Source organism: Actinoplanes xinjiangensis (assembly GCF_003148685.1).
GTDB lineage: Bacteria > Actinomycetota > Actinomycetes > Mycobacteriales > Micromonosporaceae > Actinoplanes > Actinoplanes xinjiangensis.
Window position 1 is genome coordinate 21871 of record NZ_QGGR01000019.1, and the last position, 18077, is coordinate 39947.

14 protein-coding genes and 23 tRNA genes are annotated in these 18077 nt (G+C 68.2%); 3 read left to right on the forward strand and 34 right to left on the reverse strand.

What is annotated here, in order from left to right; translation table 11 throughout:
• Positions 1 to 149: 149 nt before the first annotated feature.
• The gene (locus BC793_RS49105) at positions 150 to 551 is read right to left on the reverse strand and encodes a hypothetical protein (RefSeq protein WP_146246540.1); all 402 of its coding nucleotides are present in this window, start codon (positions 549 to 551) and stop codon (positions 150 to 152) included.
• A 397-nt stretch (positions 552 to 948) separates the two neighbouring features.
• Between BC793_RS49105 and BC793_RS33035 the strand changes: the two genes are divergently transcribed.
• The gene (locus BC793_RS33035; RefSeq protein ID WP_109599732.1) at positions 949 to 1593 is read left to right on the forward strand and encodes a hypothetical protein; all 645 of its coding nucleotides are present in this window, start codon (positions 949 to 951) and stop codon (positions 1591 to 1593) included.
• Between the two features lie 548 nt (positions 1594 to 2141).
• Positions 2142 to 5285: a diguanylate cyclase domain-containing protein gene (locus BC793_RS33040; RefSeq protein WP_109599734.1), complete on the forward strand. Its 3144-nt coding sequence runs from the start codon at positions 2142 to 2144 to the stop codon at positions 5283 to 5285.
• Positions 5286 to 5336: 51 nt separating this feature from the next.
• Here BC793_RS33040 and BC793_RS33045 read toward each other — a convergent pair whose 3' ends face one another.
• From BC793_RS33045 to BC793_RS52435, 6 genes are all read right to left on the reverse strand, one after another.
• Positions 5337 to 6554, reverse strand: a complete 1218-nt coding sequence (locus tag BC793_RS33045) for a cytochrome P450 family protein (protein ID WP_203896441.1) — start codon at positions 6552 to 6554, stop codon at positions 5337 to 5339.
• A gap of 190 nt (positions 6555 to 6744) precedes the next feature.
• Positions 6745 to 7389, reverse strand: a complete 645-nt coding sequence (locus tag BC793_RS33050; RefSeq protein WP_203896440.1) for a DUF305 domain-containing protein — start codon at positions 7387 to 7389, stop codon at positions 6745 to 6747.
• Positions 7390 to 7479: 90 nt separating this feature from the next.
• Positions 7480 to 7911, reverse strand: a complete 432-nt coding sequence (locus BC793_RS33055) for a DUF6153 family protein (RefSeq protein WP_146246541.1) — start codon at positions 7909 to 7911, stop codon at positions 7480 to 7482.
• 85 nt (positions 7912 to 7996) lie between these two features.
• Positions 7997 to 8845, reverse strand: a complete 849-nt coding sequence (locus tag BC793_RS33060) for a L,D-transpeptidase family protein (RefSeq protein WP_109599739.1) — start codon at positions 8843 to 8845, stop codon at positions 7997 to 7999.
• Between the two features lie 150 nt (positions 8846 to 8995).
• Positions 8996 to 9460: a DUF2269 domain-containing protein gene (locus tag BC793_RS33065; RefSeq protein ID WP_211340655.1), complete on the reverse strand. Its 465-nt coding sequence runs from the start codon at positions 9458 to 9460 to the stop codon at positions 8996 to 8998.
• A 26-nt stretch (positions 9461 to 9486) separates the two neighbouring features.
• Entirely contained in the window at positions 9487 to 9621 is a 135-nt protein-coding gene (locus tag BC793_RS52435; protein ID WP_282959002.1) for a hypothetical protein, read from the reverse strand.
• A gap of 160 nt (positions 9622 to 9781) precedes the next feature.
• On the opposite strand from BC793_RS52435, the gene BC793_RS33075 reads away from it, so the two are divergent.
• Entirely contained in the window at positions 9782 to 10375 is a 594-nt protein-coding gene (locus BC793_RS33075; RefSeq protein ID WP_109599745.1) for a TetR/AcrR family transcriptional regulator, read from the forward strand.
• Between the two features lie 63 nt (positions 10376 to 10438).
• On the opposite strand, the gene BC793_RS33080 is transcribed toward BC793_RS33075, so the two are convergent.
• The 27 genes from BC793_RS33080 to BC793_RS33185 all read right to left on the reverse strand — a co-directional run bounded on the left by BC793_RS33080 (position 10439) and on the right by BC793_RS33185 (position 18009).
• Positions 10439 to 11647, reverse strand: coding sequence for an AI-2E family transporter (locus tag BC793_RS33080; protein WP_109599747.1), 1209 nt, complete (start codon positions 11645 to 11647; stop codon positions 10439 to 10441).
• 198 nt (positions 11648 to 11845) lie between these two features.
• Positions 11846 to 13207 carry a flavin monoamine oxidase family protein gene (locus BC793_RS33085; protein WP_109599749.1) on the reverse strand — a complete coding sequence of 454 codons (1362 nt, stop codon included), beginning with the start codon at positions 13205 to 13207 and terminating at the stop codon, positions 11846 to 11848.
• A gap of 213 nt (positions 13208 to 13420) precedes the next feature.
• Positions 13421 to 13496, reverse strand: a tRNA-Cys gene (locus BC793_RS33090).
• Between the two features lie 30 nt (positions 13497 to 13526).
• Positions 13527 to 13600: transfer RNA gene (locus tag BC793_RS33095), tRNA-Arg, on the reverse strand.
• A 54-nt stretch (positions 13601 to 13654) separates the two neighbouring features.
• A tRNA-His gene (locus BC793_RS33100) sits at positions 13655 to 13728 on the reverse strand.
• Positions 13729 to 13801: 73 nt separating this feature from the next.
• Positions 13802 to 13873: transfer RNA gene (locus tag BC793_RS33105), tRNA-Val, on the reverse strand.
• A 58-nt stretch (positions 13874 to 13931) separates the two neighbouring features.
• Positions 13932 to 14013, reverse strand: a tRNA-OTHER gene (locus tag BC793_RS49835).
• A gap of 43 nt (positions 14014 to 14056) precedes the next feature.
• Positions 14057 to 14131: transfer RNA gene (locus BC793_RS33110), tRNA-Glu, on the reverse strand.
• A gap of 17 nt (positions 14132 to 14148) precedes the next feature.
• Positions 14149 to 14221, reverse strand: a tRNA-Val gene (locus BC793_RS33115).
• 2 nt (positions 14222 to 14223) lie between these two features.
• Positions 14224 to 14298 (reverse strand) — tRNA-Met (locus BC793_RS33120).
• Between the two features lies 1 nt (position 14299).
• Positions 14300 to 14371: transfer RNA gene (locus BC793_RS49840), tRNA-Lys, on the reverse strand.
• A 6-nt stretch (positions 14372 to 14377) separates the two neighbouring features.
• Positions 14378 to 14451: transfer RNA gene (locus tag BC793_RS33125), tRNA-Arg, on the reverse strand.
• Between the two features lie 7 nt (positions 14452 to 14458).
• A tRNA-Arg gene (locus tag BC793_RS33130) sits at positions 14459 to 14536 on the reverse strand.
• Positions 14537 to 14544: 8 nt separating this feature from the next.
• Positions 14545 to 14619: transfer RNA gene (locus BC793_RS33135), tRNA-Lys, on the reverse strand.
• Between the two features lie 4 nt (positions 14620 to 14623).
• Positions 14624 to 14711, reverse strand: a tRNA-Ser gene (locus BC793_RS49845).
• Positions 14712 to 14750: 39 nt separating this feature from the next.
• A tRNA-Arg gene (locus BC793_RS33140) sits at positions 14751 to 14824 on the reverse strand.
• 1 nt (position 14825) lies between these two features.
• Positions 14826 to 14902, reverse strand: a tRNA-Ile gene (locus BC793_RS33145).
• Between the two features lie 9 nt (positions 14903 to 14911).
• Positions 14912 to 14972 (reverse strand) — tRNA-Asp (locus tag BC793_RS49850).
• Positions 14973 to 14984: 12 nt separating this feature from the next.
• A tRNA-Ala gene (locus BC793_RS33150) sits at positions 14985 to 15059 on the reverse strand.
• Between the two features lie 15 nt (positions 15060 to 15074).
• A tRNA-Leu gene (locus BC793_RS33155) sits at positions 15075 to 15149 on the reverse strand.
• Positions 15150 to 15367: 218 nt separating this feature from the next.
• Positions 15368 to 15811 (reverse strand): HNH endonuclease, encoded by a 444-nt coding sequence (locus BC793_RS33160; RefSeq protein ID WP_109599946.1) that lies wholly within the window; start codon positions 15809 to 15811, stop codon positions 15368 to 15370.
• A gap of 45 nt (positions 15812 to 15856) precedes the next feature.
• Positions 15857 to 15928, reverse strand: a tRNA-Gly gene (locus tag BC793_RS33165).
• Positions 15929 to 16000: 72 nt separating this feature from the next.
• A tRNA-Gln gene (locus BC793_RS49855) sits at positions 16001 to 16071 on the reverse strand.
• A 65-nt stretch (positions 16072 to 16136) separates the two neighbouring features.
• A tRNA-Glu gene (locus BC793_RS33170) sits at positions 16137 to 16210 on the reverse strand.
• Positions 16211 to 16336: 126 nt separating this feature from the next.
• Positions 16337 to 16409, reverse strand: a tRNA-Ala gene (locus BC793_RS33175).
• Positions 16410 to 16621: 212 nt separating this feature from the next.
• A tRNA-Trp gene (locus tag BC793_RS33180) sits at positions 16622 to 16695 on the reverse strand.
• A 519-nt stretch (positions 16696 to 17214) separates the two neighbouring features.
• Positions 17215 to 18009 (reverse strand): SigB/SigF/SigG family RNA polymerase sigma factor, encoded by a 795-nt coding sequence (locus BC793_RS33185; RefSeq protein ID WP_109599751.1) that lies wholly within the window; start codon positions 18007 to 18009, stop codon positions 17215 to 17217.
• Between the last annotated feature and the right edge of the window lie 68 nt (positions 18010 to 18077).

Genomic DNA, 18077 nt, shown 5'->3' on the forward strand with positions numbered 1-18077 from the left:
TTGGCCTCGGCGCTGGAGCGGTTGCAGTCGGATTATGAAGATCACCGGCGGAGCCCGCATCGAAGAGGATCGCCATGATCCTTCGTAGCGAGCGGATCGCGGCAGATCAGTACTTTCGTACTACCGCGTAGGCCTGTGCCGCGGCACTCTCAATCGGCGTCCCTCTTGGGAGGCAAAGCGAAGGCATCGTCAGGAACCACGCAATTACTGAGGGGCCCAGGCGATAGTGGCCATGGGTCGTTCGCCACTACCTCAGCGCGCCATCCGCCTACATCCAGGCCGTCGCGGTGGTATGCGGTCAGCCGCTCATCCGCCGCGTCTCCGACAAGGCCCGCGTGATCAAGGATGACATAGAGGGCGTCAGCGGCAGATGACACCATCGCCTCAGCATCGTCGGTGCTGGCACCTGAGTTGAGGTCCTGGTATATCCGGCGGGCGGCGGCCAGAAGACGATCCGCATCGGTGACGGTGAAATCGCGCCGTAGCCGTATCGACAGCTTCAGGCCGTCGATCAGCTGATTCCCAGCGTCAGCATCATCATTCGCCGTCACTTCGGCAGGATAGCGAGGCCTCCCGCGTACCTCACCCGATGGCCCCCGAAGCGCTGTCGCCAACATGCGGTCGGCGGCAGATCCGGATGTCTCCTGCGATGATCGAGTCCATGGAAGTTCATGTCGCCGAGGGAGCACTCCGTGCAGCAATGCCTGCGCTGGATAGCGGGCTTGAACCCACCGTCGGCCGGCGTCGGTAATTTAGTCGTCGAGCCGGACGGACGTGCGCCTGACTTCCCATCGGATGAGGAACGTCGTTTCCCGTGCAGCGTGGCTCGCCGCGAAGGGCTGCCCGTGGTCGAGATCCAGGCCCGGTTGCCGTTGCTGACCAGGCGAGCTGCCGTCGCGCGACGGCCTCGGTCGTCTCACCACCGTGTCGCTTGTCTATGCTGCCGCAATGTCCAAGATCGGGTTCCTGTTAGCGGTACCGGCGGTGGTGCTGGCAGGCGCCTGCGCTCAGGCCGACGCTACGCCGGCCACTGCCCCCGTCCCTGCTGGCTGCGATCCCACCGCCAATCCGCTCACCTGGTCTTCCACCCGGACGACGCCGATCCTGGTCGAGGCGGCCCGATACGGGGCCGCCGAACTTGCCGCCGGCACAACCGGGACACCGCTGCTGAACCAGCCGTTCACGCCGTCGATCACCAACGTCGCCGCGCCCGCCTCCTGGCTGATCGACCTGGGCAACTCGCTGGCACGAGAGACCGGGAAACCGGTACACACCGACGCGCCGTCCGCCGAAGGACAGTCCTTCGGGATGGCGTCCGGCCCGGAACAGACACCCGTCGTCCTCTACACCGGCGTCGACCAAGTCTCCGCCGACTTCGAGGTGCAGTGCCATCCCACCGTACGGGGCACCCTCCACGCCTGGTCCCAAACCGTGGCCGGCGGCGTGGCCTGCGAATACCAACCCGACGTCCAACTCGACACCTTCGGCCGGCTGGCCCTGCAACTGTGCCCGCCCGACCTGCTGACGCCACCGCCCAGCGATCCCGTCGAAGGAGAACAACTTCCCGACGGGATCAGCCCTGAACTGAACTGAAGAAACGAACTCCACGCCACGGGCAGCGCCTCCACGAGGCAGCCCGGGCTCACGATCACCTCGGCTTCCCCCAGTGAAGCCCGCGCTCCGACGTACCATGTCGCCGCTTCGAGTAAGACTTCGATCATCGGCATGACCGGGGGCACCCGATCCATCGCTGTCCGCCGCACCTACGTGACGGCGAGCCGATACACCGCCGAGCTGCTCGCGCAGATCCGGATGGCCTCCCGCCAGGGCCAGCGTGACAATCTAAGGTTTCGGTGCGCCCCGCGATCGAGTTGGAACTCGACGACGACGGAGCCAGCGGTTAACCGTGGACGCCGGCGTTCCTCCGCGGGTCCGGGCGGCGCGGCGCAGGAGCCTGCGGCTCATGCAATGGCCCGCGCTGCCGATCGGCTAGATGGCAGGAGAGTTGACCGGCGCTGTATGCGGGCTGTCAGCGGCGCGGATCACGGGTCACTGATGGGTGGCGGCGGATCGTGTGACGACGCCTCCGGGTGAGGAGTTGCGCGACGGTGCCGGTCGTTCGTGAGGTGGGACGAGAAGCTATGGGTATCCGGTCGTCGGTGTCGCGCACGCTCGGGTTCTCGGCCGTGTACCTGGCGGCGACCTACGCCGGGCGGCTGACCGTGATGGACCAGACGAACCTGAGCCTGGTCTGGCCCGCCGCCGGGGTGTCGGCGATCTGGTTCGCGGTCCAGTACCGGTCCCGCTGGCGTGCCGCGGACGTGCTGGCGCTGTCCGCCGTCACCGTGGCGGTCAACCTGCTGACGGGCGCGTCTCTGCCGCTGGCCGCGTGTTTCGTACTGGCCAACGTCGTACAGGCGTCCTTGTTCGCATTTCTGCTGTACCGGTGGTTGCCACACCTGTGGGCAACCGACGGCGACAGCCGGTTGACCCGTACCCGGGAACTGTGGCGCTTGTCGACCGCAGCGTTGGTCAGTACCGGCGGCGGCGCGGTGATCGGTCCGACCGGAGTGTGGGCGGTCACCGGAACGTATTCGTGGCTGGCCACGGCGGTGTGGATGACCCGCAACACGGTCAGCATCCTGCTGTTCATCGCAGTGTGGCTGACCTGGGGATACTCCTGGCGCCACGGCAAGGCAGCGGGCTTGCGGAACTGGCGCGCCCGGTGGCGGGGCACGTCGGTACCGCGCCGCGTCGAGTACGTCGGCATTGTCGTGGCTTCGGCGGCGGCCTACTACTTCGTCTTCGGCATCAGCCACGGCCTGCCGCTCGCCTTCCCACTCATCGCCATGACGATCTGGGCCGGGTCGCGCCTGCACACCGGGTTCGTAGTCGTCCACGACCTGGTCTTCGGCTCCGTCGCGGTGCTGTTCACCCTGTATGGCACCGGTGTCTTCGCCCATATCGACTCGCATGCCGCCCGCGCCCTGACAGCGCAGGCCTTCGTCGGGCTGATCGCCGTGGCCGGGCTGGCGCTGGCGCTGGGCCGCGACGAACGCACCGCCCTGATCCTGCAACTACGCGGCGAGCAGCAGGCTTCCGGTAAGCAGGCGAAGCTGATGACGGCCATCGTCGACTCGATGTCCGACGGCCTCACCGTCGTCGACGAGCAGGGCCGTGTACTGCTGCGTAACCCCGCCGTACGGCGCCTCGTCGGCGGCGCCGCCGGCATCTCTGAGCGTATGGCCGAGCCCGGCGTGTACGGCCTGTTCCACCCGGACGGGTCCCCGCTCACCGCCGAGGAGATGCCGTCCCGGCGGGCCCTGGCCGGCACGGACGTGCATCAGATGGACATCCTGGTGCGTCATCCCGGCGTACCCGAGGGCCGGCTGCTCAGCGTCAGTTCCTCGCTGCTGCCCGACGGTATCGACGGCACCCGGTGCGCGGTCACCGTCTTTCACGATGTCACCGCCGAACGCCGGCATCGCAACGAGCTGGCGGCCTTCGCCGGCGTGGTCGCTCACGATCTGCTCAATCCGCTGGCCACCGTCCAGAACTGGACCGAATCACTCACCGAGGATCTCGACGCCGACTCGACGGGACTCGACGGGGCGCGGACCCGCGACGGGTTGACGCGGATCGGCCGGGCCGCCCGCCGGATGAACAGCATGATCGACGACCTGCTCGAATACACCACCGCCCGGGATGCGACGCTGGCCCCCACGCTGGTCGACCTCGGCGAGGTGGTCCACGACGTGGCCATCGCCCGTATGGACCAGGTCGAGAGCAGCGGCAAGCGGGTGCCGGCCTTCGACATCGACGATCTGCACCCGGTGTACGCCGACCCGGTGCTGGTACGCCAGCTGCTGGAGAACCTGATCAGCAACGCCATCAAGTACACCGCCGCGGACGTCACGCCGCACATCCGGATCCGCAGCAGGCTCGCCGATCACCTCGTCACCGTGACGATCGACGACAACGGGATCGGCATCCCCGAAGGCCAGCACGCCAGCATCTTCGACGACTTCCACCGCGCCCACCGCGCCGCCGGCTACCACGGAACCGGCCTGGGCCTGGGAATCTGCAAACGTATCGTCGAGCGCCACGGCGGCGGCATCACCGCGTCCGCCCGCACCGACGGACCCGGCTCGCGCTTCACGTTCACCCTGCCCGCCGACGCCGTCACCGTCTCCCCCGCGGCCGACCGCACCGCCGAGCTCGCCGACCACCCGTTCACGAATCCCGTGCCCACCGCTACCGTCCCGCCGGCCGCGGCGGGCGATGAACTCCCCGAACGGCGATCCGCGCCCACGGGCGCGGGCTTTCAGCACGCCGCTCACCTCGCACTGGACTACCTCCAGCAACAGATGCCGCTGACGTTCTGGTCGGTCACCCGCGTGGAGAACGGGCGCCAGACCTACCTGTACCTGGACCCCGACAATGGCTACGGCCTACGTCAAGGCGACAGCCATCCCTGGTCGGACAGCTACTGCATTCACATGGCCGCCGGCCACAGTCCGACCGTCGCCCGCGACGCGCGAGCCGTACCCGAGTACGCCGACGCCGCGGTCAACCAGATCCTCGACATCGGCACGTACGCCGGAGCGGTCATCACCGAACCCGACGGCTCGCTGTTCGGCGGAATCTGTGGCCTGGACCCACAGACCCACACCGGCGACCCGGTCATGAACGATGCCGAACCGCTGCTAGCCGTGCTGGGCCGGCTTCTCACCGCCGCCCTGGCCGCCGACCGGGCACAGGACCGGGCAACGAACGCCGTACTGCGCGAACAGCTGCGCGCCGACACCGACGCCCTCACCGGTCTACCGAACCGACGCGCCTGGCAGCACATCATCGAGCAGGCCCAAACCCGATTCGAACGTCTCGGCGACCCCACCGTCATCGCCATGCTGGACCTCGACCGGCTCAAGATCATCAACGACACCCGAGGACACACCGCCGGTGACGCCTACATCCGGGCCGCCGCGTCCGCCGCCCACCACGCCATCCGCGACACCGACTTCATCGCCCGGCTCGGCGGCGACGAATTCGGCATCGTCCTGAACCAGTGCACCATCGTCGACGCCCAGACCGTCATCGCCCGCATCAACACCGAACTTGAAGCAGCCGGCGTCGCCGGATCAATCGGATGGGTCTCGGTCAACGCCGAAGAAGGTTTCCTCACCGCGATAGACCAGGCTGACGCAGCCATGTACGCCATCAAGCAACAACGACGCAGGAGACCGGAAGCCGCATCACCGTCGCCACTGTCGCCCTCTTTCTGAGGCCGAGCCCACGGGAAGGTGCTGCCGATGATCCACAGCCGGGACGACGCGTCAGACGTCGTGGCCCTGGCGGTCATCGCCGAGTGCTCCCGCCGGAGGAGGTGCCGGCCGAGACGTCACGCGTACCGGCAGGGCGGTCAGGCCGTGCATCAGCAGGCCGGGCCGCCAGCGTAGCTCCTGCCACGGCGTCGCGAGCCGGATGTCCGGATAGCGCGCCAGTAGTCGGCCGATCGCGATCTGTCCCTCCAGCCGGGCCAGTGGGGCGCCCAGGCAGAAGTGGCTGCCATGCCCGAAGGACAGGTGACCACCGTCGTCCCGGGACGGGTCGAAGGTGTCCGGGTCGGCGAACCGCTCGTCGTCACGGTTGACCGACAGCAACGAGATCAGCACCTGCTCCCCCGCCGGAATTGTCGTGTCGCCGAGCGTGATCGGCCGGGTCGTCACCCGGTAGGTGCTCATCGCGGACGGGCCGGCCATCCGCAGCACCTCTTCGATCGCGGCCGGCACCAACCCCGGATCGTCCAGCAGCCGCCGTTTCTGCTCCGGCCACCGCTCCAGTAGGTACACCGCGTTACCGATCAGGTTGACCGTCGTCTCGTGGCCGGCGACCAGCAGCAGGACCGCCATGGAGATCAGCTCGTCCTCGTCGAGCCGGTCGCCGTCCACCGCCAACAGCGCGCCGAGGAGGTCGTCGGTGGGCTGCGCCCGCTTACGGGCGAACAATCCGCGCAGGTACTGGCTCAGTTCACGGACGGCCTCGGCCAGATCCGCGCTGCCGAAGTCGCCGAGGATGATCGTGTTGGACCATCCCCGGAACGAACCACGTTCCGCGGCGGGGATCCCGAGCAGTTCGCATATCACCTCGAACGGCAGCGGAAACGCCAGCGCGTCGATGAGGTCGACCTCAGGCGCGCCGCTCAGCCCGTCCAGCAGCCGATCGGTGATCTGCTCGATGCGGGGCCGCAGATCCTCGATGCGGCGCGGGGTGAACGCTCCGGAGACCAGCCGGCGCAGGCGGGTGTGGTCCGGCGGGTCCCGCAGCAGCAACTGCGTCGACAGTACGGCCTGCAACTCTTGCGGCAGCCCGTCGACCGGCTGCCGCTTGGACAGCGAAGGGTCGGCCAGGACCTGCCGCGCCTCCGTCCAGCGGGTCACCAGCCAGAACGGGACGTCAGCCGCCGACACCACCCGGTGCACCGGCCCGGACCGCCGGAGTCCCGCCAACGCCGGGTGCGGATCCGCCTGGTATTCATCGCTGAATAGAGCCACAACCGCAACCATAGTCAATCCTCTATGGACACCTCTTCACAGATCACCATGCCGTGGCCGGGTACGCGGTGACACCGAGGATCCGGATCTGGCGGGTGGCGTGCTCGATGACCGCCGGCGCGCAGGCGGGCCGCCGGCCGGGCACGGGGGTGGCCGGGCACGCGCTCGTGCCCGGCCACCCCCGTGAGGCTTACAGGCCTGCCAGGAGCTGCTTCATCGTGGCGATCTCCGCCTGCTGATCAGTGATGATCTTCGCGGCGAGGGCCTTGGCCTCCGGGTTGGAGCCCTTGGCGACCTGCTCCTGGCCCATCTCGACGGCACCCTCATGGTGCTCGACCATCAGGGTGAGGAACTGCTTGTCGAACGCGGCGCCCTTGGCGTCGTACAGGGCGGCCATGTCGGCGTCGGACATGTCGCCAGGCATGCCGTGGTCCATGCCGCCGCTCATGTCGGGCATCGGCGCCCTACCCCAGGCGGTCAGCCACCCGGTCATGGTGTCGATCTCCGGCTGCTGAGCGGCCTTGATCTTGGCGGCCAGGTCCTTGACCTGGGCGCTGGCGGCGCGGCCGTCGGCCATGGCCGCCATCTCCACCGCTTCCTGGTGGTGCGGGATCATCATCTGGGCGAACATCACGTCGGCGTCGTTGAATGTCGCGCCCGCCGATGCGGCAGCAGAAGTGGCGGCGGGGGCGGCGCCGTGGTTCATGCCGGTATCGGCGGCGGTTTCGTGGTCACCGCCGCCACAGGCGGACAGCAGCAGCGCGGTGGTGACTGCCGCGCCGGCCAGCAGGCCACGGCGCAGCCCGGACGAGGGCAGCGAAGAAGAACGCATCATTGCGGAAAAGGCCTTTCAAAAGGTACGGGAATGACAAAGACGTGCACCAACACCGCCCGGCCGGTCGGCCGCGCGGAGCGACACGGTGGCCTATATGCGCAGCACCGAGATCGCGGCGATCGTCAAACCCGCCCTTCGCACCGGCGGTGCCCGTGGCACCCCCGTGGCCGCTCGCTCTCGAGCGTGCAGCCGGCCGAGGCCGCCGAGCATGGTCAGCAGCATCAGCGCCAGCAGCACCGCGACGGCCAAACCTTGCAGTACGGCCATGCAGATGCTGAAAACGCCCATCGCGCCGTGGCCGTCGCAGTGACCATCCGGGCACGGCACCGCCGCACGGATCGCCGAGACCGTCTCCGTCACGACCGGCATGGTCACGGCCGTGCTGGACACGGCAGCGGCGTGCGTGCCGCCGCTGGGGTCGGTGTGCCCGATCGTGTGCATCGCGGCGAGCCCGACCAGCGTGCAGACCAGCAGCACCCACCGGGTCAGCGACCCGGTCAGAGCACTGGCTGCGACATTCACCGCTCCACGCTAGCGCGGCGGCCCGGCCCAGCCACGACCAGGCCCCTCTCCGCTGGGCCGGCCCACGCCACCGCCAGCCGCCCGGTCAGGTGCCGGATCGGCGGCCGAAGGTGCGCACGGTGGCACCCCGGTGCAGTCGGTCGAACATGTCGACGGCGTCGCGGTGCAGCAGATTGACGCAGCCGTGCGAGCCGCGCTGGTCGTCGTGCAGGTAGGTCGTGGTCTCGTGGAAGCCGATCCCGCCGACGAACCGCTGCCAGTACGGCAGCCACACCTCATACGGGTCCGACCACTCCCGCATCGCCCTTTTGTTGATCCTGAAGGTGCCGGCCGGGGTGGCGTGCCCGCGGAACCCGGACCGCATCACGGTCGGCCCCGACACCACCTCGCCACCACGCATGACCCACACCGTCTGCAGGCTCAGGTCCACGCAAGCGGTGACCTCCGCCGTGGCCTTGCATCCGCTTCTGCGTTCGGGTGTCGAACTCGCGACGATCCGCCGGGCGACGTCGGCGGTCGTGGCGTCTGCCTGCCCGCGGGCCGGTTCGATGCCGAAGCGGCGTTGGAAGGCGCTGATGGCGGCGCAGTCGTTCGGCGCCTGTCGGCCGTCGACGGTCACCACTCCGTACCCGCCGAGGGTGTCGAGGCCTTCCTCGATGTCACGCTGCCAGCGCCCGGTCGCACACGGTGCGATCGGTGAAGCCTTCGCCGGGTTCGTGGTGGCGGAGGCCCGCGATGCCGGAGCCGTTCGCGCGTGTGTCGGCTGGGCGGTGACGACCGTGATGAATGGCGTACCCGCGGTGGCCCGCGCCGCGGTGGCCGGTGGCTCGGCACTGATCGGGCCGGCAGCATCGACGGTGACGGCCGCAGCGGTCGCGAGTCCTGCCAACGCGGCCACGCCGGCGAGCCATGCCACGACGCTGGATCCGGCCATCAAGAACTCCCCCGGTCAGCAAACGGCGACCTTCAGAGGATCGGATGCGTCGCCCGGCGGTTGCGCCGGTCATCGGGAGCAAACGTGGTGCACCTGCCGGGCCGGCAGGCGGCCCGGCGTCACGATGGAGTGGAACGCCGCCGGCGGGATTCACAGGGCTCGGCCGGCCGGCTCGCGATAGCCCCAGGCGGTGATGCCGCGCGGCTTGTAGACCGAGAGCACGAGCGCGATCAATAGCAGCACGATCGCCGCCGCGGCGTGCAGCACGGGCGACAACGACGGTCGCACCGTGTCGCCGGCGGCTGCGACCCTCGCCAGCCCGGCAAGGGTCTGCATGTAGAGCAGCAGCACCGCGACACCGAATGCGTTGAGTACGAGTTTGTTCAGAACCCAGTAATGGCGGATCAGACCCCAGGGCGACACCAGCGATTGGACGACGCCGGTGGCCAAGGCGGCGAGACTGAACGGGACCAGCGCCGCCCAGCCCAGCGGCTCCAGCACCCGATGCACCGCGCCGATGACCGCCGGATCGTTGGCGACCAGGGCGACCACGGCCAAGGCGAGTGAGGCAGCGATCGCGCCGAACCAGCCCATCGATGCGGCGATGTGCGCCACCAGCAGCCCTCGGCGCACTGCCGGCTTCACCATCGGAGAAGGTGGGAACTCGCCGCCGCCTGCCCGTGCCGGCCGGGGCCGTGCCCGGACGACAACAGCACCAGCATGAGCACTACCAGGGCCGCCCCGAAGATGACGAAGACCTTCACCCAGCGTGGCATACCGGGCCTGTCCCTACGTGATCGGTCGTCCGTACCCGCAGTGGGGTGCTCGGTCATGGTTCCTCCTCGGCGTGCACAGGTCGCCCAAGTGATTTTGCGATACACACTGTCTACGCACAAGACAATCCGACGCATCCGGAGCGGTCCGTATGATGAAAGGGTGCCGAAGTTGTGGAACACCACCGTCGACGAGCACCGGCGCGCCGTGCACGCGGCCATCCTGGACAGCACGGCAGCACTGATCGCCGAACACGGCCTGGCCGTCACGATGTCGCAGATCGCCCAACACACCGGCATCGGCCGCGCCACGTTGTACAAGTACTTCAAAGACGTCGAGGCGATCATGGTCGCCTGGCATGACCGCCAGGTCAGCGACCACCTGCGGCAACTCAGCTCCGCGATAGCCGACTGCACCGACCCCGGTGACCGGCTGCGCACAGCACTGACCGTCTACGCCCACCTGTCCAGCACCGGCCGAGACACCTCGCACCACCCTGCCGAGTCAGTACAGACCGCGTTGGCGCTGCACCGGGCACCGCACCTGCACCACGCCCAGCGGCACGTGCACGACCTGCTCACCGAGGTCATCGCGACAGCCGCAGAAGCCGGCATGACCCGTACCGACGTGCCGCCCGCCGAACTGGCCACCTACTGCCTGCACGCACTGGCCGCCGCGGCCGCATCACCGTCACCGGCAGCACGGGACCGGCTCGTCGCCGTCACGCTCACCGGCATGCTGCCCCCAGCCGGCTGAACGACCGCGGCCATCACCGGGCACCGCCGCCAACCAGGCGCCGAGAGCGGCGAAATCCGCAGATCAGCTGCGCATCTGAGCGGGGTGGGGCGTCGCCGGCTCGTCGGACATCGCGGCGTAGGCGGCGTGGGTGTCACGGGCCCCCGCGTTCGCTGCCCGCTCGGCCTGGCGGTCGTCGCCGGCTACGGACACCGGCGTGCGGCCTTCGCCGACGGTGGGTTCGCTCTTGGGACGTCCGCGACGGGTGTCCCAGATGTCACGGGCGAGGATCTGCAGGATCCCGGCCACCGGGATGGCGAGCAGTGCGCCGAGAATGCCGGCCAGTTCCACCGCGATGAGGATCGCGACAAGGACGGTGAGCGGGTTCAGCTTCACCGTACGAGCGAAGATCAGAGGTTGCAGCAGGTGGTTCTCGAGCTGCTGGTAGAGCACGAAGAAGACGAGGACCACGATGCCGGCGGTGGTCGACCCGACGAACGCGGCAGCGGTCGCGATGACGGCGCCGAGCGTGGCGCCGACCAGCGGAATCAGGTCGGCGAGACCGACGAACAGAGCGATCAGGCCCGCGTACGGGACATCCATCACCGCGAGCACCACGTACGTGAGCGTGCCGCAGACGACGCTGATCAGCAGGTTGCCGGTGATATAGCCGGTGATCGTCTTGGCACAGTCGTGGCCGACGCGGCGGATGTGCTCGGCACGGCGCGACGAGAACAGGGCGAGGAACCCGTCAACGATCTTCGGCGCCTCCAGGACCATCAGGTAGGACAGCACGAAGATCGTCGCGATCCCGGCGACGCCGGTGGCCATCGAACGCAGGAATGCCAGGGTCGGTGCACCCAGGCCCGATGCATACTCCCGGATCCGGTCGGCGTTGTTCTGCGCGTACTCCAGCAGATGGAATCGCTCGATCAACGATCCGGCCGGCCCGCGGCCGTTGCGCATATCCTCGACGACCCGCGGGAAGTCCGCGATCACCTGACTGCCTTCGCGAGCCAACGGCACGACGAAAAGCGTGACCAGACCGCCCAGGACGGCGAATGCCGTCACGAAGACCAGAAGTGTCGCCAGCCAGCGCTTGCAGAACGTCACTCTCCGGGTCATCCAGGTCACGGCCGGATGCAGCGCCACCGCGAAGAAGCCCGCGATGACGATCCAGGTCAATACTCGTCGCGCCTCGTACCCGAGAAACAGCACGGTGATCGTGGCGAGAACCAGCCCGATGACGACCAGCGCGCGACGCGCGACCCTACCGTTGTCACTTTCCCCCATAACGGAGGGTTGCCCTATATTTCCTCAAAGTAACATCACGGGCGAAGAGGACCATGCAGACAACGAGCAGCCGCAGCAGGCGGCGCCGGCTGATCAACTCGGCTCAGCAACGGCATAGCCGACACACCGGCACCACCTGGCCTGCGACTGTCAAACGCCCACGTCATCGGGGACGACCGACTTGAACCGCAACGTCCCCTACATGCTCGTCACGGCTGTGGCGGCGGCTTCGCCGGATCGAATCGCGCCGTCGATGTAGCCGTACCAGCGGGTGGCGGTTTCACTGCCGGCCCAGTGGATCGGGCCAACTGGGGCGCGCAGCGCAGGACCGTACTGGGTCCATGCGCCAGGCGGGAACAGCGCAGCGTACGCACCTCTGGTGTACGGCTCGGCGCTCCAGTCCCGCTCGATGTACGCCGCCGGATGGGCAGCCCCAGGCCCGAACAACTGCGCCAACTGCTCGAGTACCACCGACCGGCGCTCAGCGGCGGGCCGGCCGCCGAGACGACGTGCCGTGGCGCCCTCCAGCACACTGACCAGCACCCCACAGCGACCGGAAGGCGAGCTGCTGTCAGCCACCGCGGCGAGGGGCCCCCGCAGGCTCAGCGCGTAACCGCTGAGCCCGGCCGCACGCCAGAACGGTTCGGGATACACGACCATGCATTTGATCGTGGCACCCATGGCCAGCCGCTGAGTCAGGCCGTCACGCGCGGCCGGCAGCGGCGGGTCATAAACGATGCGGCCCGCAAGCGTCGGCGGGACGGCCACGACCACCCTCGCCGCCCGAAACGTCTCGCCCGACTCGACGGCGACCACCACCCCGTCACCGCCGTACGTGATCCGCCGGACGGGCACCCGCAGGCGGACCCGGTCACCTAACCGGTCGGCCAGACGGACAGCCAGCGCATGCGCGCCGCCGTCGAGCAGGTCCTGCTGCGCCCCGCCCTCGATCGCCATCGCCGTCCGCAGGCTGCCGGCCGCGCGGGCATAGAACAACGCATGCAGCAGCGACAACTCACTCGGTTCACAGGCCCACAGCAACCGCGCGGCGGTGCTGAACAGGCGCCGACCGCCCGCGGTGCGCAAGGTACGACGGATCCAGACGGCCAGGCTCTGACTGTCCAGCCACTCCGCCTGACGGCTGCGCCACGGAGCCTCGACGTCGACCGTCCGAGCCAACCGCTCGAAGCGGGCCTCCGCCTGCGCGAAGTCCAGTAGCGACAGCCCACCCAGCCGGGGCACCCGGCCCCGGAAACCCCTGATCCGGCCTGAGTCGTCCTCGGCCAGATGCACACCGCTGGTATAGGTGGGAAAGACCGGGACACCGAGTTCCTCGGCAAGCGCGTAGGCGCGATCCTGGCCCGGGCCGATGAACTGGCCACCGAGATCGACGGTCTCGCCATCGACCACAACACTGTCCGTACGCCCGCCGACCCGGTCACGGGCCTCGCAGACGAGCACATCGACGCCGCGACCCGACAACACATGGGCACAAGACAGACCGGCCAGCCCGGCCCCCACGACGACGACATCAACAGATCGGTACCGCTGGTTGGTCATGCACACTCCCGGTGGTAGACGAGTTCGCCGCACGACGAACTCGTCAGCGCACCCACCAACCACCACGGCGCTGACATGAATGATCAGACTCCCGGAAGGATACCGAGAACGCGTCGGCCCGCCTGCCCGGCCGACGCGTGCTTTCGCCGAAATGCACCACCGGTACCGGCTCCGATGCCCGCTCGGGTCACTCACAGTGGATGGCATGCGTCGAGGCCTCGCCCGGAGTCGAACCGGAAGGGTCACCCGCTTTGCAGGCGGGGCGCTCCACCGGGAACGCCACGAAGCCAGACCGGCCGCGATCCGCGCCCGGATTCCGTACCCCCGACTGGATTCGAACCAGCGACCCCCAGGTTCGGAACCTGGTGCTCTACTCCACTGAGCTACAGGGGCAATGAGCGTCCACCACCAATGCCGAACCGGCCATCTTCGGTACGCCCGCGTGAGGGTGACTGGTCGGGCTCGAACCGACTACCTCCAGGGTCACGACCTGGCGCTCTCACCTGATGAGCTACAGCCACCATGCGCCGGCCCGCTGAGCCGGCGCCGCCTCGAACAGTCCCGGCCACCGCGGCCGAGGAAGTGCGAGGGTCGTACCCGTGCCGGGACTCGAACCCGGGCAACCGGTGTGTGGGACCGGTGCTCTTGCCGCTGAGCTACACGGGCGCCGGAATCGAACTCACCACGGCCTGCCGATAAGGCCGGTCACACCGACCAGCAGGTGCGGAGGAGGTGGGATTCGAACCCACGACACCCGAGGGTGTACGCCGTTTCCAGCGGCGTTTCCGTAACCAGCCGGCTCCTCCAGAATGTGCTCCGCTCCATCCACTGAGCGACTCGGGCATTGCGCAGCGCGGACGGGACTTGAACCCGCAACACTCCCGGGTGAAAGCCGGGCGACTCTTCCTATTCGTCCACCGCGCCAGGTGGTACCTCTTGCGTGTTCCGGCCTGGACTCGAACCAGGGACCCCCGCCGTGTCGAGGCGGTGCTCTGCCTACTGAGCTACCGGAACGGGAGCGGGGGCCGGATTCGAACCGGCGACCTCGGGCTTATGAGGCCCGCGAGCACTCCGAACTGCTCCACCCCGCCGTACGCCGCCAGGGACTCGAACCCTGCTCTCCGGATTAAAAGTCCGGAGCATAACCATCCATGCTCGCGGCGCGAGCCGTCTCCCGGGCGGGACTCGAACCCGCAACCCGCGCGTCAGGACCGCGCTGCTCTGTTCCGTTGAGCTACCGGGAGAGGATGCTGGGCCCCTGGGCGGGACTCGAACCCGCAGCCGTCGCCTTAGAAGGGCGCTGCTCGATTCCGATTGAGCTACCAGGGGTAGACACGTGCGCCGTCACAGATTCGAACTGTGGACCCGAGGCTTAAGAGGCCCCTGCTCTGACCGGGCTGAGCTAACGGCGCGAAGCGGAGGAGGACGGGGTCGAACCGCCACGGGCGTGAGCCCCAACCGTTTTCGAGACGGTGGCCGGCGCCGACTGTCGGCTGGCTCCTCCACGGATCTACTGCGGTATTTCGCCTGACTAGATGTTGCGTACCCCTGGCAGGAGTCGAACCTGCCGCCTTTCCGGTTCGTAGCCGGACGCTCTTTCCACTGAGCTACAGGGGCCTGGTCTCGCCGGGTGGAGTCGAACCACCGGCCTTCGCCTTATCAGGGCGACGCTCTTGACCGCTGAGCTACGGCGAGCCGATGCGGAGGGTGAGGGGATCGAACCCGCGGCCTACCGCTCGACAGGCGGTTGCTCTTCCACTGAGCTACGTCGACATCGTGGACCCGGTCGGATTCGAACCGACAAACCTTCGCTGTGCAAAAGCGCTGCTCTACCAGTTGGAGCTACAGGCCCAAAGATGGTGCTGCGTACCCGGGGCGCGATTCGAACGCGCACTGTGCTGGTTCTAAGCCAGCCGCCTCCTGCCAGTTGGGCTACCCGGGCATGGGTGTTTCCGGCGGGATTCGTACCCGCACCGTTGTTCGCCGCAGCGGGACTGTGCTGCGAAGAGAGCCAGCGGGGCGGCTCGAACGCCCTCCTGCCGTTTACGAGACGGCTGCACCACCTGTCGTGCTGCGCTGGCCTGAGCCGCCTGCCGGTTACCTCAGCGCCCATCGGGGTCCGGGCCGGCGGGGGTAGCGGATCCCGCCGGCCCGGACCGTTCAGCGCACAGTGAACTGCGCCCAGCTGGGGACCTGGGGAGAGGTCCGTAGCGGCATCCCGGCCTCGGCCGGGGTGCGGTCGCCTTTGCGCTGATTGCAGCGGCCGCAGGCCGCCACCGTGTTCAGCCAGGAGTTCTCTCCGCCGCGCGAGCGCGGCAGGACGTGATCGATCGTTGACGCCTTCTTGTCGCAGTAGGCGCACCGTTCGCCGTCGCGGGCGAGCACGCCCGGCCGCGACCAGGCGGGGCCGCGGCTGTGCCGCCAGCGGGTCACGACGTACGCGACGAGCCGGACGACTTTCGGCATCGGGTAGGTACCGATGAGGCGGTCGGGTTCGGCGTCATGGATCTCGGCGACCCGGCGGCACAGCATCCGGATCGCGTGTTTGAGGGTGACCCGGTGCAGCGGGCCGAGGTCGGCGTTCAAGACGAGGACCGCGGTCACCGGGCCCACCTCCTTCCTATGTTGTCGTCGGTGTTGCTGGACATGAGCGGCTACGGGGAGTCGAACCCCGGTCTCCGCCATGGCAAGGCGGCGCACTGACCGTTGTGCTACAGCCGCGGGACGCACCGGGGTGGTGCGCTGGGAGATCGAACCGGCCGCCTCTTCCGTTGGGCTGCCGGGGCATCACTGCTGGGGGTGCAGGACTCGAACCTGCACGACCGAGGTCAAGGCTCGGCGGCCTGCCATTAGCCGAACCCCCAAGAGGGCGCCGGGAGCAGCGGCTTGACCTCCGCCGAGTTCACCACGACCGCATGCTGGTGTTGCGTCGCCCGTCCGGGGGTCGAACCCGGTCTTCCGGATCGAGAGTCCGGTGGTCTACCTGCCTCAGCCTCACGGGCGGTGAGCCGGCGCGATGCCGCGCCGGTGTGGTGCCTTCCCCTGATCGAACGGAGACCCGTGGGCTCTGCCGTTTACGCCAGGAAGGCGAGGGGTCAGGACCGCCCTGAGCGGGCGGTGCCTGCCGCGTGGACCTGGACGGATTCGAACCGTCGACCTCCGGTCTGCCGCACCGGTGCGCTTCCTGCTGCGCCACAAGCCCATCTGTGTCCGGACCCCGGGTCGTACGGGGTGTCTCCTACTCGGCGGAGTAGGCGGGTTGCCGTCTCCCGCGGTCCGGATCAGCCCGGCACGGCACCGGATGGGTGCCGTGCCGGGCGATCTCCAGCGAACCCACGAATGGGGTGCTGGATATACATGCCATCCACTGTTGAGTTGATAAGAAACAATTCCACTGAACGCATTCAGGGCACGCACGGGTGGCAGGATTCGAACCTGCAACATTCGGCTTTGGAGACCGGTGCTCTATACCGTTGAGCTACACCCGCAAGAAATGTCCGGGAACGAAAAAGCCGCCCGTTCCTCGGAGGCTGAGGTGGGCGGCGTAGACGCAGATTCTGCTGCGCTACCCGCTCCACCGCTCCAGGTCACCACTGGTTTCATGACCTCGCAGGTGCAGTCTCGCCGTCACGACGGGCATGGCGGACCCATACCGCGACGCCCGGGATTGGGCGATGGCGCAGTTCGGTTGCGACAACATGACGGTTCAACTCCCTTCGACGTTTCGTGGTGCGGTTGCTGTTATCCAGCATGGCCGATCATTATATCTTCGTCAACGCTTTTGTGAGCCGCTTTTCCCGCCTCACCGGCGTTGAGATCATTCAACCTCATGTCGGCGAAGTCCACGACTGATTTACGTACGCCGCCCCCTGCCCGTTGAGGGCAGGGGGCGGATTGCGGGTTGCGGCGGCTCGGGAGCAAGCCGTCGCTTCGTGTTCGACAGAGGTTGAGCCCGTCCTCGGTTGCCCGCCGTGCTGTGGGAGCGGCCGCGGTCAGGCGGTCGCCGGTCAGGTGCGGGCGTCGAGGTCCGTGCGCAGCTCGGTCAGGGCCCTGGCCAGCAGCCGGGACACGTGCATCTGGGAGATGCCGAGTTGTGCGCCGATCTGCGACTGGGTCTGGTTGCCGTAGAACCGCAGCGTCACGATGCGCCGCAGTTGCGGCGTCAGACGTGCCAGCGCCGGCCCGAGACAGAGATGCCATTCGGTGCGCTCGTACCCGTCGTCCTCGGCGCCGAGCAGGTCGCCGAGTTCGACGGAGCCGTCCTCACCGAGCGGCAGGTTCAGTGAGGCGGCGCGGTAGGCCTGGGCGCCCTCCAGGCCCTCGATCACCTTCTCCTCGTCGACGTCGAGGTGGGCGGCGATGTCGGCGATGGTCGGCGCGTGCCCGAGTGACTGGGTCAGGGTGGTGTTCGCGTCATTGATCGCCGCCCGCATCTCCTGCAGGCGCCGCGGTACCCGGACGGACCAGGCCCGGTCCCGGAAGTACCGTTTGATCTCGCCCGCGATCGTGGGAAACGCGTACCCGACGAAGTCTGCGCCCTGAGCCGGGTCGAATCGGTCGACGGCCTTGATCAGTCCGATGGTCGCTGTCTGTGTCAGGTCCTCGAGTGCCTCGGGACGCTGGGAGTATCGGCGTGCCAGGCGCTGGGCCATCGGCAGCCACGCGGCGATCGTCTGGTCTCGGAGCAGTGCCCGGGACGGATCGGCTGGATCACATGCCGCGTAGGCGTTGATCAGATCGACGGCACGGGCGTCGGCTTCGGCGCGGCGGCTGTCGAGGATGCGCATGGTGGTCGAATGCATCGCTCACTCCAAGTGGATCGATGAACCCAAATGAAGATCACCGCAGCGCGACGGAAGGTTGAGCGGTA